This window comes from Hymenobacter piscis (assembly GCF_018760735.1).
Classification (GTDB): domain Bacteria; phylum Bacteroidota; class Bacteroidia; order Cytophagales; family Hymenobacteraceae; genus Hymenobacter; species Hymenobacter piscis.
On the sequence record NZ_JAHHZN010000017.1, the window covers coordinates 26858 to 40755 of the forward strand.

13 protein-coding genes are annotated in these 13898 nt (G+C 63.4%); 7 read left to right on the forward strand and 6 right to left on the reverse strand.

Annotated features, from left to right (window positions below; all coding sequences use genetic code 11):
• Nucleotides 1–14 precede the first annotated feature (14 nt).
• Nucleotides 15–485 carry a hypothetical protein gene (locus KLP40_RS15870; RefSeq protein WP_215594825.1) on the forward strand — a complete coding sequence of 157 codons (471 nt, stop codon included), beginning with the start codon at nt 15–17 and terminating at the stop codon, nt 483–485.
• A 102-nt stretch (nt 486–587) separates the two neighbouring features.
• Here the strand turns inward: KLP40_RS15870 and KLP40_RS15875 are convergent, their stop codons facing one another.
• The 3 genes from KLP40_RS15875 to KLP40_RS15885 form a co-directional block, all read right to left on the reverse strand.
• Nucleotides 588–758, reverse strand: a complete 171-nt coding sequence (locus tag KLP40_RS15875; protein WP_182888218.1) for a hypothetical protein — start codon at nt 756–758, stop codon at nt 588–590.
• Between the two features lie 758 nt (nt 759–1516).
• Entirely contained in the window at nt 1517–2191 is a 675-nt protein-coding gene (locus KLP40_RS21660; RefSeq protein ID WP_394370037.1) for a helix-turn-helix domain-containing protein, read from the reverse strand.
• 524 nt (nt 2192–2715) lie between these two features.
• Complete coding sequence (locus KLP40_RS15885) at nt 2716–4476, reverse strand: L,D-transpeptidase family protein (protein WP_215594827.1); 1761 nt, start codon at nt 4474–4476, stop codon at nt 2716–2718.
• Between the two features lie 263 nt (nt 4477–4739).
• On the opposite strand from KLP40_RS15885, the gene KLP40_RS15890 reads away from it, so the two are divergent.
• Nucleotides 4740–6548: a M1 family metallopeptidase gene (locus KLP40_RS15890; RefSeq protein WP_215594828.1), complete on the forward strand. Its 1809-nt coding sequence runs from the start codon at nt 4740–4742 to the stop codon at nt 6546–6548.
• A 200-nt stretch (nt 6549–6748) separates the two neighbouring features.
• Nucleotides 6749–7687, forward strand: coding sequence for a cyanophycinase (locus tag KLP40_RS15895; protein WP_215594829.1), 939 nt, complete (start codon nt 6749–6751; stop codon nt 7685–7687).
• Between the two features lie 215 nt (nt 7688–7902).
• On the opposite strand, the gene KLP40_RS15900 is transcribed toward KLP40_RS15895, so the two are convergent.
• Nucleotides 7903–8859 carry an isoaspartyl peptidase/L-asparaginase family protein gene (locus KLP40_RS15900; RefSeq protein ID WP_215594830.1) on the reverse strand — a complete coding sequence of 319 codons (957 nt, stop codon included), beginning with the start codon at nt 8857–8859 and terminating at the stop codon, nt 7903–7905.
• Between the two features lie 149 nt (nt 8860–9008).
• On the opposite strand from KLP40_RS15900, the gene KLP40_RS15905 reads away from it, so the two are divergent.
• The 4 genes from KLP40_RS15905 (at nt 9009) to KLP40_RS15920 (ending at nt 12724) form a co-directional block, all read left to right on the forward strand.
• Complete coding sequence (locus tag KLP40_RS15905) at nt 9009–9428, forward strand: DUF3127 domain-containing protein (RefSeq protein ID WP_215594831.1); 420 nt, start codon at nt 9009–9011, stop codon at nt 9426–9428.
• Between the two features lie 181 nt (nt 9429–9609).
• Nucleotides 9610–10956, forward strand: coding sequence for a leucine-rich repeat-containing protein kinase family protein (locus KLP40_RS15910; protein WP_215594832.1), 1347 nt, complete (start codon nt 9610–9612; stop codon nt 10954–10956).
• 102 nt (nt 10957–11058) lie between these two features.
• The gene (locus KLP40_RS15915; RefSeq protein ID WP_215594833.1) at nt 11059–11934 is read left to right on the forward strand and encodes an SDR family oxidoreductase; all 876 of its coding nucleotides are present in this window, start codon (nt 11059–11061) and stop codon (nt 11932–11934) included.
• Nucleotides 11935–12097: 163 nt separating this feature from the next.
• Nucleotides 12098–12724: an AlbA family DNA-binding domain-containing protein gene (locus tag KLP40_RS15920; protein ID WP_215594834.1), complete on the forward strand. Its 627-nt coding sequence runs from the start codon at nt 12098–12100 to the stop codon at nt 12722–12724.
• Here KLP40_RS15920 and KLP40_RS15925 read toward each other — a convergent pair.
• Both KLP40_RS15925 and KLP40_RS15930 read right to left on the reverse strand, forming a co-directional pair.
• Nucleotides 12712–13110 (reverse strand): VOC family protein, encoded by a 399-nt coding sequence (locus KLP40_RS15925; RefSeq protein ID WP_215594835.1) that lies wholly within the window; start codon nt 13108–13110, stop codon nt 12712–12714. The genes KLP40_RS15920 and KLP40_RS15925 overlap by 13 nt on opposite strands.
• A gap of 242 nt (nt 13111–13352) precedes the next feature.
• On the reverse strand, nt 13353–13898 hold the full coding sequence (locus KLP40_RS15930; protein WP_215594836.1) for a DinB family protein: 546 nt from the start codon (nt 13896–13898) through the stop codon (nt 13353–13355).

Sequence of the window (13898 nt, forward strand, 5' to 3'; positions counted from 1 at the left end):
TTTCTTCTTTTGCTATGGCTCAACGCACTCTTCCCGTTATTCAGGCGCTGCGCACGACGGCCCAGCGCCTGCTCGCCCAGGCTCCCTACCAGTGGGGCCACATGGGTAGCTGTAACTGTGGCCACCTGGCCCAGACGGTTACGCGCCTCACCAAAGCTGAAATCCACAGCCGGGCCATGCAGCGCTACGGCGACTGGGAGCGGCAGCTGATTGATTACTGTCCTACCAGCGGCCTGCCCATTGATGCCACCATCGACGAGATGCTGGCCCTGGGCTTCACCCGCGCCGACCTCACCCACCTCGAGCGTCTCTCCGACCCCGCTATCCGGGCCACCATTCCCTTTGAGCGCCGCAACGCCCTGCGCCACAACCAGCGCGACGACGTGGTGCTCTATCTGCGGGCCTGGGCCGATCTGCTGGAGACCGAACTGCTGGCCGGCATCGAGCTTCCCCGCCTGACGGCCTCCGTAGCCGTGCCCGCCTAATCTCCGGGGCGGCAAAACGACCTCCTTACCCGCGTAAAAGCCCCGCCAGCTGCTGCTGGCGGGGCTTCTGCGTTCTAGCCGGGCCCCGGTGGGGCGAAGCGGTTAGTAGTTGACGTTGCTGCGCTGGGCTTCGCGGTATTGTTCCGGCCGGTGGCTGCGCTTGTAGGCCGCATCGGCATTGGGGTCTTTCTCCGCATCGGGAGCCTGCGAACAGGACGACAGGAACAGCGAGGCGCCAGCGGCGAGCAGAACGAGCAGACGAAGATTTTTCATGGCCCAAAGGTAAGCACCACCCCGAAACCGGACAAGTTTTACCGCCTTCCCCTTTCTATTAGCCGCCACCCCTGCCCCCGCCCCCAAGCGTAACGATTGTAAACGGCACCCGGCAACGCCAAGTCATAAGGACCCAGCCGGCCTCCTGTTTACAAGACTGCACACCCGGGCCTGGGTACTTGGTACCGTTGGAACCGTAAGGCCCCTTGTAAACCGGCACCTACCGGATCGAAACACCTTGTACCAGGCCCGTGTCGCGTCCACATCCCCGATGTAGCCCACGGCTCCGGCGGGATTCTGTTTGCGCTAAGCAGATTAGCGCAGCGGTCCGGTAGACGAGTAGCACTTTGCTAGGGCCGCTCCCCGATAAGGAATTTAGCACCGCCAGCCCCCTTTACCATCCCGATTCGGGCCCCAGAATAGGAAAGACTATATTTTAACTATTCGACTTTGAAGCACTTCAACTCCCAAGCCACACCATCTGAGGCAGAGCTTAATTCGCACACGCCTAATACACTGAAAAACAGTTTTTTAAAAAACTTTCGATATTCAATCTAACAACGCTGTTAGCAGCATCACCAGCAGGACTTAAACCGGTCAGCACGATAGTATAAAGCCGTGTGTGACTACCCGTTGGCAAAGCCTTAAACCCTGGCTTGAGAGCCTCTGCACCCTACCTGACAAATTGCATTCAGCCGGTTTTATCCTCCACTGGCCGGCAAATACCACCAGTTGACCGATTTTACGTACGTGGCTGACTAGCTGGCGGATTCCGGTTGATAGTCGGCAAATGTTCCGTCCTGGTAGAATATTACGATGCGGCGGATGCGTTTGCCCGGCGTCGCCAGCGCCTGGGCCATGTCCACGCCTGCTGGCTGGATTTCTGCCCTAGGTTCTTCTAGCGGCGAGGCAGCTGCCTGTGTTGCGGCCGGGGCAGTGGGCGCCGGCTGGTGCGGCAGTGGCAGCACGGGCGCCGGAGGGCCCGCCAGCGGCGTTTCGGCCGGGTGTTGACCCTCTGGAGCCGTAGATGCACCAGCAGAGGGCCCTGCCACTCTCGACGTCGCCGTGGCGGCCGGATTCCGAGGCTCTGTGGGTCCCGGCACGTCCTGCGGCTTGGGAAGGGGCTGCTCAGAGGCGGGAGCAGCTACTGGCGCCGGAGCAGGCCTCAGAACAGGTACCGGAGCAGAGGCAGATACGGTAACAGGCGCTACGGGGGCCGTCATAGGGCCAGTGCCGCTCAGCAGCCAGGCCAGAGACAAATCAGGATATGCTGCCACAATCTTCTGCACCACTTCCAGGCTGGGCTTATTGCGGCCGCTTAGAATATGGCTCACGACGGGCCGGGACACGCCAATAGCGTCCGCAAACTGCGTAGAGCTCAGCTCCCGCTGAGCCAGTAACTCCCGAATCCGTTCTAGCATGGGTTCCGCCATATGATTTACAAATGTAGCAAATCAAAGCAAAGCGCTAATCCGCCTGTTCGCCTGTTTATCTATGTAAACATTCGTAAATCACCCTGCACACTGTTTACATTTATTCACAAACGCGCTAATGCGTTATATCCCCGCTTTACAATTGTAACAAAAGAAGGCTTTTTTCCTGCGAGTCCTTGATCACACGCCTCTGCTGCCGCCAACCCAGATAAACGCACGGGCCGCCGGCTGTTTCAGTACGGGGAGTGGCCGGCCCGCGCGATTTTCTGGCGGAGAGCGGCCGGCACCGTAGCACGCATCGGGCTGCTCCTCCCCTGGTTCCCGGCCCTGGGGCTTCTTCTGCCCGCTCCTGGGGTGCCGGCGGGCACTCGATTGGAGCGTAATTACTGAGCCGGGGACTGCGCCCACGTGGCTGCGTAGCGGCTGACTGCAGGCTTTAGAGTGGCCCTTTAGACGCAAAAATTCCCCGTCGGCCCTGGCCAACGGGGAATAAGAAGTGCGGGTGGCCCGGGGGCCGTGCCAGCCTAATTGAAATACTCCTTGGCCAGGGACTTGTCGTGGCCGTAGATGTCGTCGCGGAAGTGAATCTTGCCGGCCTCGTCTACCCAGGTAGTAAAGTACACCAAGTACACGGGCAGCTTCTCAGGCAGGGTCACGTATTTTTCTTCGCGGCCGGCGATGGTTTCCATGATGGTGGAACGGTCGTAGCCAGGTTTGTTACGCAGCAGGTACTCGGCCAGTTTGATGGGTTCCGCTACCCGCACGCACCCGTGGCTGAAGCCACGCTTGGTCTGGCTGAACAACTCATCATGGGGCGTGTCGTGCAGGTACACGTCGTTCGAATTCGGGAAGATAAACTTGACGTCACCCAAGTCATTCTTGGGTCCGGGGCGGCGGCGCAGGGTGTACTTCCAGGTCTTTTCCGACACGTTGGCCCAGTCGATGCTGTTGGGGTCAACGGGGGTTGCCTTGGCGCCCCAGCCCTTCACCACTTCCATATCGAGGCGGTCGAGGGTAGCCTGGGCATTGGCCACCAGCTTCGGGCGCAGCTCATTGCCGATGATGCTGAAGGGAACGTTCCAGTAGGGAGCCAGTACTACAAACTCCACCTTGTCGGAAAAGATGGGCGTCTCGTGCAGGCGCTTGCCCACAATGACGGGCATATTGAAGACCTCCTTATTATCCTCTACCACGTGGAGCGTGTACTCGGGGATATTGACCAGCAGGTAGTCGGCCTCGAACTTCTTCGGGATCCAGCGCCACCGCTCCATATTCATCAGGATCTGGTCGATGCGCTGGGACACGGACACGTTAAGTTCGCGCAGGGTTTCGCCACCTACTACCCCATCAGGCTTCAGACCGTTAAGCGTCTGGAACTCCTTTACGGCATTCACCAGTTCGCCCTCGTATTTCTGAGCGGCCGGAGCCGCGGCGGGGTCGCCGGGCCTGTTGGATACGGCTACGGCCGGCGTCTCGGCCGAAGCCGCGGGAACGGCACTAGCGCCCAGCAGGCGGCCGCGCAGGGCGGCTACCGCCGGGGAGGCCGCGCCGGGCTTGAGCTTGGTAGCGGCCGGAATGGCCGGCCAGCCGCCGTTGCGCTGGATGGCGCGGTAGTCAGCCAGCACCTTTTTCAGGCGGTCGTACTCGGGGTGCAGGGGCTCAAAATCGTAGTAGCCGTAAGTGCTTTCGCGCTCCTTCAGGATGGTCATGAGCGCCTTGTGCAACTTCACTTTGTTGCGCTTCACGTCCCAGTCGATGGACTTTACCGCCCGCGGGTCCACGGTACCGCGGTAGAAATCAGAGGCGTAGGTAAAGTAAGTAGCCGATAAGGCCACGTCGATTTCCTTTTCCAGGGCATTGCGGCGGGTAGTGTCCGACTGGGCCGCTTCCAGATCCTGGAATAGTTTGTCGAAGTTCTTGATCTGGTAGTCTTTGGGGTTCAGGCCCTCATCGGCGGCTTTGTTGATGACGCCGAGCATGGTCTGGGCCTGGGGCACAAGTTCGTGATTTCGGAACCAGCCCAGGCGGAAATCCCGCTCCTTATAGAACTTCTTGGCCCAGTCGAGTTGCCCCTTGAATTTGGGTTCCGCAGTCATGGCCTTCACCACGTACACGCTGTCGAGTTTGGGCTGGGGGCCGCCGCCTTTCGTGAGGGCGTCCGGCAGGGCCTCCTGCAGCTGCGCCTTCTGATCCTGGCTGCACGATACCGTGGCGGTAACGAGCAGCAGGCCCAGTAGCCAGCCGAAGAAGGAAGTAAAAAAAGAAGGACGAGTACGTTCGATCATGGAGAAAAACAGGAGAGAAAACAGAAAGCGAAATACTGACTTAGCCGCCGGATGGGGCAGTCAGGGCCTTGTACTTCGTTTGGCCCGGCGGAGTTGTGCGCACCGGAGCTTCTGTCCTGGTGCGGCAAGATAACGGTTTTTTGCCGGGCTACGTTCCTAAAGCCTGCGTACTGACCGGCCCGCTCTTCCGGCTTCCCGGCTGGCCGCCGCTACCTTTGTCCGCTCATTCACCGGCCGCTTTCCGGCGGCTTGCCCTTCCGCTTATGCCCACTCCCCCGCTTTCGGCCGACCCGCACAGCCACGCCCGCCCCGCCGAAGTCAGCGTCCATCACCTGGCCCTCGACCTGCGCGTGGACTTCGACGCCCGGACCCTCTCCGGCCACGCCACCTGGCAGCTCAGCCGCCCCGCCGGTTCTTCGGCCACCGAGCTGGTGCTCGACGTGCGCCACCTGCACATCGAAGCCGTCCTGCTCGGCAACTCGCCCGAGGGCGAGCCCACCGAGTTCGAGCTGGGCCCCGACGACGCCGTGCTCGGCCAGGCCCTGCGCATCTGGCTGCGGCCCGACACTACGGCCGTGACCATCCGCTACCAGACCACGCCCGGCGCGGCGGCCCTGCAGTGGCTGAGCCCGGAGCAGACGGCCGGCACCCGGCCGTTTTTGTTCACCCAGTCGCAGGCCATTCTGGCCCGCACCTGGTTGCCCTGCCAGGATTCGCCGGGCGTGCGCTTCACCTACGAGGCCCGGGTGCAGGTGCCCGCCGACCTGCTTCCGCTCATGAGTGCCGAAAACCCGCAGCAGCTCCGGTCCGACGGCCGCTACGAGTTCCGCATGGCCCAGCCGATTCCGGCCTACCTGATGGCCCTGGCCGTGGGCGAGCTGGAATTCCGGCCCCTGAGCGCGCGCACCGGCGTGTACGCCGAGCCCGCCACCCTGCCCGGGGCCGCCGCCGAGTTTGCCGACCTCGAGCAGATGGTCACGGCTGCTGAGGACCTGTACGGCCCCTACCGCTGGGACCGATACGATTTGCTGGTGCTGCCGCCCTCCTTCCCGTTCGGGGGCATGGAAAACCCGCGCCTCACCTTCGTGACGCCCACCATCCTGGCCGGCGACCAGAGCCTGACCAGCCTGGTGGCCCATGAGCTGGCCCACTCCTGGAGCGGTAACCTCGTGACCAACGCCACCTGGAACGACTTCTGGCTCAACGAAGGCTTCACCGTGTACTTCGAGCGGCGCATCATGGAAAAACTCTACGGCCGCCCCTACGCCGACATGCTCCAGGTGCTGGGCCACACCGGCCTGCTGCACACGATTCAGGAAATCGGCCCCACCAGTCCTGATACTCATCTGCACCTGAACCTGGCCGGCCGCGACCCCGACGAGGGCCTGACCGACATTGCCTACGAGAAGGGCGACTACCTGCTGCTGACCCTGGAGCACCTGGTGGGCCGCGCCCGGCTCGACACCTTTATTAAGGAGTACTTCGCCCGTCACAGTTTCCAGAGCATGGACACGGCCTCCTTTCTGGACTACCTGCGCCGGGAATTACTCGACCCGGAACCCGGGCTGGAAGAAAAGCTGCAGCTTGATGCCTGGATTAACGGGCCCGGAATTCCGGCCGGAGCGCCGCCCGTAGCCTCGGAGCGGTTTGCCGCCGTGAAAGCGGCTCTGCGCCACTGGCAGAATGGCACGGCCGCCGCTGAGCTGCCCACCGCCGCCTGGAGCAGCCACGAGTGGGTGCACTTCCTGCACGGCCTGCCCGCCGGCCTGAGCGCGGCGCAACTGGCCGAACTGGATGCGGCTTTCGGCTTCACGGATTCGGGTAATGCCGAAATTCTGGCGGCCTGGTTCCCGCTCACCATTGCGGCCGGGTACGCTCCCGCCGACGCGGCCCTGCACCGTTTCCTGACCCGCGTCGGGCGGCGCAAATTCCTGACCCCGCTCTACAAAGCCCTGCTGGCCACCCCCAACGGCCGGGAGCGGGCCCGCCGCCTCTACGCCGAAGCCCGGCCCAACTACCACGCCGTGGCCACCGTCACGTTCGACGCGCTACTGGGTCGCCCCACCGAGTAAGCCGGGACTTTCGGCCGGCCCGGCCGGCCTTTTTCGGCTTTTTTTTGTTCATTACTGTTCATCAGCGGGCCGGGCGCGGCCTTGGCGCCGGAAATTCCGGTCCGCTGATTCCTCCTTTTTCCGGATCAGCCCGCGTGGCCCGAAGCTTGCTTACTCGGGACCGGGACTTTTCCTTTTGTGTGGCTTAAGCTGATTTTGCATTGAAAAACTCCAAACCGCTCGGTAAACTCATTGCCATTGGTGGCAACGAAGACAAGGGCACCTACCCCAACCCCCGGACCAAGAAGAAATACTACCTCAACTTTTTTGAGCTCGGTATTCTTAAGCGCGTGGTGCTGGAATCCGGCCAGGAGGATCCGCGCATTGAGGTTATCACCACCGCGTCCATGATTCCGGATGAGGTGGCGCGCATCTATATTTCCTCGTTCACGATGCTCAACTGCAACAACGTGAACGTGCTCGATATCCGCACCCGCGAGGACGCTCTGCGCCCCGACTACGTGGAGCGCATCCGCCAGGCCGATATTGTGATGATGTCGGGCGGCAACCAGTCGCGGCTGGTGGATATTTTCGGCGACACCGAGTTTCTGGCTGCCCTTAAGCACCGTTACCAGACCACTCCCAACTTCGTTATTGCCGGTACCTCGGCGGGGGCCATGGGTATGTCGAAAACTATGATCAAGGGCGGCAGCGTGCCCGATGCCCTCATGAAGGGGGCCGTGAAGATGGGTCCCGGCCTGGGCTTTCTCGATAACGTGGTCATTGACTCCCACTTCGTGAAGCGGGGCCGGTTCGGCCGCCTCATCGAGGCGGTAGCCCTCCACCCCAAACTCATCGGCATCGGCCTGGGCGAGGATACGGGGGTGCTCATCACGGAAGGCAACCAGCTCGAAACCATCGGCTCGAACATGGTCGTCATCATGGACGGCCACAAGCTCGAACACAGCAATGCTGCCGCCGCCCGCAAAGGCGAGGCCATTTCCATTGAGAACATGCTGCTGCACGTGCTGGTGAAGGGCAACCTCTACGACGTGACCCGGCGCGAATTCTACCCCGATTTCAAGCTGCGCCAGCAAGCCGCCGAATCGGAGCTGCTCACGGCCGGCCAGGGAGCCAATGAGCCTACTCCAGCTAATTGACAGGTTTACCCAAATGTTAAAAAAGGCCTTTCCTTGCCAGGAAAGGCCTTTTTTCGTGTTACACCAATCTAATTAATCGACCGGCACTCAATTGCTGAACAAGGGGCGTTTCGCGCCGGGTTTACAACGCTGACTCACTCCTTATATATATGCCCACCGCCGGCCGCATTCTGGGCCGCGGGAAAATGATAGCTGCTGAAGCGGCCTGACACTCCTTATTTGTAGATGGCTACGTACGGCGCGGCGGCGCCGTGGGAAGTCTGGCTCGCGCGGTACATGCCTTCGGAGTTGAAGGGCAGGGCCACATTGCCGGCTGCGTCCACGGCTACCAGTCCCCCCTCTCCCCCGATGGGCGCCAGCTTGTCGTGGACCACGATGCGGCAGGCTTCGGCCAGGCTCAGGCCCCGGTACTCCATGAGGCAGCTGATGTCGTGAGCCACCACGGCGCGCAGGAAAAACTCGCCGTGGCCGGTGCAGCTGATGGCGCAGGTCCGGTCGTCGGCGAAAGTGCCGCTGCCGATGATAGGCGAGTCGCCGATGCGGGAGTAGCGCTTGTTGGTCATGCCGCCGGTGCTGGTGGCGGCGGCCAGGTGGCCGTGCTGGTCGCGGGCCACCGCCCCTACCGTGCCCATTTTCCTTTTCGGGTCCTCATCGGTGGGCAGGGCCTGGGAGTGGTCGAGACGCATGCGGCCTTCCTGTAAGGCCTCCTGGAGCTGGTCGTAGCGGTGCTGGGTGAAAAAATATTCGGCGGGCTGGGTGGGCAGGCCGTGCTCTTGGGCCAGCGCATCGGCCCCGGGCCAGGCCAGCAGCACGTGGTCGGTGTGCTCCATCACGAGGCGGGCCGCCCGGATGGGATTCTGCACGGCGCGCGCTCCGGCCACGGCGCCGGCGGCGCGGTTACGGCCGTCCATGATGGCCGCGTCCATTTCGTGGTGGCCTTCGTGGGTGAACACCGCGCCCCGGCCCGCATTAAACAAGGGCTCGTCTTCGAGGCTGCGCACGGCTTGCTCCACGGCATCGAGGGCCGCGCCGCCGCCGGCCAGTACGGCGTAGCCCCGGCTCAGGGCGGCGCGCAGGGCCTGCTGGTAAGCCTGCTCTTTGGCGGGCGTCATCAGGGCGGGGGAAATAGTGCCAGCACCGCCGTGCAGGGCCAGGGCGAAAGGAGAATTCATAGCGCGAAAAAAAAGTAGTGGGTGGGCAAAAACGCAAGGTAAAGGTAGGCAGGCAACTGCCCGCCGCGGCCCCGGAGCGCCGGAAACGAACCGCGTTTTTTTTCGTAGGTTTGGTTAACAGTTTCCAACTTCCCAAACATATCAACCTTATGGCTTACGAAGCTACCGGCCGCCTGCACGAAATTTTCGACGAACAGCAGGTGAGCGAAAAATTCCGCAAGCGCGAATTCGTGCTGGAGGTCGTAGACGGCCAGTACCCCGAGCATATCAAGTTCCAGATGGTGCAGGACAAGACCGCCCTCATCGACCCGTTCAAAGTGGGCGACGAAGTGAAGGTGTCGTTTAACCTGCGTGGCCGCGGCTTTAACAAGAACGGCCAGATGCTGTACTTCACCAACCTCGAAGCCTGGCGCATCGAGAATTCCGGTGGTGGTGCCGCCGCTCCCCAGGGTGGCAGCTACCAGCAGGCCGCTCCCCGCGCGGCGGCTCCGGCCCAAAACCAGAACCCGAACCTGCGCGCCTCGGCCGCTCCCATTGCCTCGGACGACGACAACGACCTGCCGTTCTAATTGGAAGAAGCCAGGAGACAGGAGTTAGAAGTCAGGAGCTGAACGGGGAAATTGCCCGACCTCCTAGCTCCTTTCCTACTCGCTCCTACCTCCTAAAAAAAGCCGCTGCCGTTTCCGGCAGCGGCTTTTTTGTGCCGCCCCGGTTTCCCTTCAGAAGCCGGCCTCTACTTTGCCTACTGCTATGCACACGCTTGCCCAACTACGCGCCGGCGCCCTGGCCGGGGCCACCCGCCTGGACCTGGCCGAAGGGCTGACCGAATTTCCACGGGAAATTTTCGAGCTCTCCGACACGCTCGAAATCCTCAACCTCTCGGGCAATGCCCTGCGCGAGCTGCCCGCCGACCTGCCCCGCCTACACCGCCTGCGGATTTTCTTCGGCTCCGATAATGAGTTTACCCAGGTACCCGCCGTGCTGGGCCAGTGCCCGAACCTGGAAATGGTGGGCTTCAAGGCCAACCACATCCGGGAGCTGCCCGGGGCCGCCCTGCCGCCCCGCCTGCGCTGGCTCATCCTCACCGATAATGAGCTGGCCGCCCTGCCGCCGGAAATCGGGAACTGCGGGCAGCTGCAGAAGCTGATGCTGGCCGGCAACCGCCTACGGGAGCTGCCCCCGGAGCTGGCCCGCTGCACCCACCTGGAGCTGCTGCGCCTGGCCGCCAACCAACTGACCACCCTGCCCGAGTGGCTGCTGACCATGCCCCGGCTAAGCTGGCTGGCCTTCGCCGGCAACCCGCTGGCCACCGCTGCCGAAGCCGCCGCCCTGGCCCGCGCCGACCAGCCCGCCATTGCCTGGCGCCACCTGAGCACCGGGCCGGTACTGGGCGAAGGCGCTTCGGGCATTATTTACCGGGGAGAGTGGCAGCGCGCCGCCGGAGTTGCGCCCGAGCCAGTGGCCGTGAAGCTGTTCAAAGGGGCCGTCACCAGCGACGGGCTGCCCCACTCTGAAATGGTAGCCTGCCGGAGCGCCGGCGCCCACCCCCACCTGATAGCCGTGCGCGGCACCCTCCCCGACCACCCCACCGGCCGCGAGGGTCTGGTGCTCGAGCTCATCGACCCCGCCTTTACCACCCTGGCCGGGCCGCCCAGCTTTGCCACCTGCACCCGCGACGTGTACGCGCCCGCCGCCACCTTCGAGCTGCCGGTTTTGCTGCGCCTAGCCGGGGGCATTGCGGCGGCGGTGGCCCACCTGCACGCCCGGGGCATTCTGCACGGCGACCTGTACGGCCACAACATCCTCACCACGCCAGCCGGGGAAAGCCTGCTGGGTGATTTCGGGGCGGCCGGATTCCTGCCCGATTCCGACGACGTGGCCGCCCAGCTTCTGCCCCGCTTGGAAACCCGGGCCTTCGGCAACCTGCTGGAAGAACTGCTGGACCGCTGCCCGCCGCAGGAAGAGCCGGCAGCCGGACTGCAGGAAGAACTGCGGCAACTGCAGGCCCGCTGTCAGCAACCTACGGTGGCCGCCCGGCCCACGCTGGCCGAGGTCAGCTGCCGCCTCCGGGAGCTGGCGGCGGTTTCGGCGGGGTGAAACCCGCGGGGCTTGTTTTTACGTTTTACCGCTACTGGCCCGCTTCTTGCCGGCTCCGGCCCTTTTTACCCGTCATCTGACTTCACGCTACCCCCGTCCCGTATGGTTTCTGCTTCCTCCCTGCCGCTGGCGGGCAAAACTGCCTTGGTTACCGGAGCCACCAGCGGCATCGGGCTGGTTACGGCCCAGGAGCTGGCCCGGGGCGGGGCGCGGGTGGTACTGGTGGGCCGCGACCCGGAAAAGGCCGCCCGGGCCCAGGCGGCCATTCAGCAGGCGGCCGGCCCCGAGGCCCACGTGCATGTCAAGTGCTTCGACCTGTCGTTGCTGCGCAACGTGCGCACCCTGGCCGAGCAGATGCAGCAGGAATTCAGCCAGCTCGATATTCTGATCAACAACGCGGGTATTATGCCCGGGCGCTTCACCCTCACCGAGGAAGGCCACGAGTTGAGCTGGGCCACCAACCACCTGGCGCCCTACGCCCTCACCAACCAGTTGCTGCCGTTGCTCGACGCTGCTGAGCAGGCCCGGGTGGTCACGGTATCGTCGGTGGCGCACTGGGTGGGCGAGATTGAGCCCGACCGCGAAGCCCGCAACTCGCCCGACAAGTACAGCTGGCTCACGGCCTACGCCGACTCCAAGCTGGCCAACATTCTGTTCACTAAGGAGCTGGCCCACCGCCTCGACCTGACCAACATCACGGCCAACTGCCTGCACCCGGGCATGGTGGATACCAGCCTCATGCGCGCCGATACCTCCCAGGTCATGAAGGCCCTCTGGTGGACGGCCCGCCCCCTGATGGTGTCGCCCGAGAAGGGTGCTCAGACCACGCTGTACCTCGCCACGGCCCCGGAAACGGCCCGGGTGAGCGGGCAGTATTTCGCCGGCCGCAAAGTAGCCCGCTGCTCGGAGCGCGCCAGCAGCGCCACCGAGGCTAACCGCCTCTGGCGTATTTCAGCCGAAGAAACCGGCGTGGAGTAGGCCAGGCAAAAATGCAGAACGTCATTCCGAGCGGAGCGGAGGAATCCCGCGTGCTGACGTTGTAATGGTAATCCAATACCAGCCCGCGGGATTCCTCGGCTCCGCTCGGAAGGATGTTCTTGTTTCGACCTGTCATCTGTTTCATCCGCTTACTTTATTCCCGATGGATTTACTGGAGCTGATTCGGCAGGGCGAGGGGGAGCGGCTGGAATTCAAGCAGCGCACCACCCACCCCACGCGCATGGCCCGCACGTTGTCGTCGCTGGCCAATACCCACGGCGGGCGGGTGTTGGTGGGCGTGGACGATAACGGCCGGATAACGGGCGTGCGCGACGTGGAGGAGGAGCTCTACCAGCTCCGCGAGGCCGCCCGGCACTATATCGACCCGCCCCTGGAGTTCACTTACCGGGAAATCGAAGCCGGCGAGGGCCGGGTGGTACTGCTGGTACTGGTAGCTGAAAGCAGCCAGAAACCCCACCGCGCCCAGATTGCCGACGGCGACTGGCGCTCCTACGTGCGCGTGCGCGACCAAAGCGTACAAACCAGCCAGCTCACCGAAAAAGTGCTGGAGCGCCAGGAACCCCAGAGCCAGTTCGAGCAGATTCCACTCAACCGGGAGGAGCTGGCCGTGCTGGAGTATCTGCGCCAGCACCCGCGCATCACGTTGGCCCAGTACATGAAGCTGCTCAACATCGGCCAGCGCCGGGCCCACCGCACCCTCATCAAGCTCACCCTGCACGGCTACATCAAGCACCACGACAAGCAGAAAGAGGTGTATTACACGCTCTGAGCGGGCTGGAGCAAGTCCCAGAGGGTACCGTACAGATCGGCAAAAACCAGCACCTGGCCGTAGGGCTCCGTCCGGGGTGGCCGCACAATGCGCACCCCGTGGGCCAGCAGGCGGGCATGGTCGCGGGCCAGGTCGTTGGTGTAGAGGAACAGGGCCACGCGGCCGCCGGTCTGGTTGCCGATGGCGGCCTGCTGGGCGGGCGTGGCGGCCCGGGCCAGCAGCAACTCGGCCCCGCCGGCACCGGGCGGGGCTACCCGTACCCACCGCTTTTCGGGGCTCAGGGGCGTGTCTTCCACGAGCCGAAAGCCCAGCTTATTGGTGTAAAACCGGATGGCCTCGTCGTAATCCGCCACCACGAGGGTAATGAGTGCGATACGCTGAGACATAGGAATGAAATGCAAAAAAGAGACCCGTCGGGTAGACGGGCCTCTTGTTGTTAGTCTTGTTGGCGGGCCTTGAGGGCTTTTTTCTCCTCTTTGGCGGCCTTTTTTTCCTTGGTGGTTTTGGCGGGCTCTTTCTTCTTCTCTTTGCGGGGCTCCTGGGCTTTGGCCATGATGGGGTGTGGGTTGAGAGTGGATGAGGCGTATATAACGCACGCCCCGGAGGCGGTGTTGTGAATCGGTTGCGATTATTGCAGTCCCGCTTCTGGCAGGCCCGGCAAATACCGCTCGCGCAGCAGGTTGAGGTGGTGGGCTTCGTGGCCGGGCAGAATGTAGGCCAGAGCCCGCACGCTCACCGGCTGCCCGCTGGCCGTGCCCTGCCGGCTGATGGCCGCCGGGGTAAACGACTCAAACAAACTCAGCGTGGCGGCCCGCACGGCGTCGTATTCGGCCAGAATAGCGGCCAGCGGCCGGGAATCGGCGCCGGAGGCGGGCACGTAGTCGTCCTGCTCGAAGCCGGGCAGCGGAGTGGTGTCGCCGCGGCTGATGCGCAGGGCGCGGTAAGCGAAGATGCGCTCCGTATCCAGCATGTGCACTAGGTTTTCCTTGATGCTCCACTTGCCCGGGGCGTAGCGGAACGTGCCCTGCTCCTCGGTGAGGCCGGCCAGCAGCTGGCGCAGCTCCCGGGGCTGCCGCCGCAGGGCCTCCAGCGGGTCACCGGCAATCAGCTTCACGTAGGTGTAGTAATATGGGCCGTACTCGGTGGCGGCGGGCGGGGTGAGGAAGGGGCTCAT

Coding starts and splice junctions, on each gene's coding strand:
- KLP40_RS15870 (WP_215594825.1), top strand. CDS start 15: ATGGCTCAACGCACTCTTCCCGTTATTCAGGCGCTGCGCACGACGGCC.
- KLP40_RS15875 (WP_182888218.1), bottom strand. CDS start 758: ATGAAAAATCTTCGTCTGCTCGTTCTGCTCGCCGCTGGCGCCTCGCTG.
- KLP40_RS21660 (WP_394370037.1), bottom strand. CDS start 2,191: ATGGCGGAACCCATGCTAGAACGGATTCGGGAGTTACTGGCTCAGCGG.
- KLP40_RS15885 (WP_215594827.1), bottom strand. CDS start 4,476: ATGATCGAACGTACTCGTCCTTCTTTTTTTACTTCCTTCTTCGGCTGG.
- KLP40_RS15890 (WP_215594828.1), top strand. CDS start 4,740: ATGCCCACTCCCCCGCTTTCGGCCGACCCGCACAGCCACGCCCGCCCC.
- KLP40_RS15900 (WP_215594830.1), bottom strand. CDS start 8,859: ATGAATTCTCCTTTCGCCCTGGCCCTGCACGGCGGTGCTGGCACTATT.
- KLP40_RS15905 (WP_215594831.1), top strand. CDS start 9,009: ATGGCTTACGAAGCTACCGGCCGCCTGCACGAAATTTTCGACGAACAG.
- KLP40_RS15910 (WP_215594832.1), top strand. CDS start 9,610: ATGCACACGCTTGCCCAACTACGCGCCGGCGCCCTGGCCGGGGCCACC.
- KLP40_RS15915 (WP_215594833.1), top strand. CDS start 11,059: ATGGTTTCTGCTTCCTCCCTGCCGCTGGCGGGCAAAACTGCCTTGGTT.
- KLP40_RS15920 (WP_215594834.1), top strand. CDS start 12,098: ATGGATTTACTGGAGCTGATTCGGCAGGGCGAGGGGGAGCGGCTGGAA.
- KLP40_RS15925 (WP_215594835.1), bottom strand. CDS start 13,110: ATGTCTCAGCGTATCGCACTCATTACCCTCGTGGTGGCGGATTACGAC.
- KLP40_RS15930 (WP_215594836.1), bottom strand. CDS start 13,898: ATGAGCCCCTTCCTCACCCCGCCCGCCGCCACCGAGTACGGCCCATAT.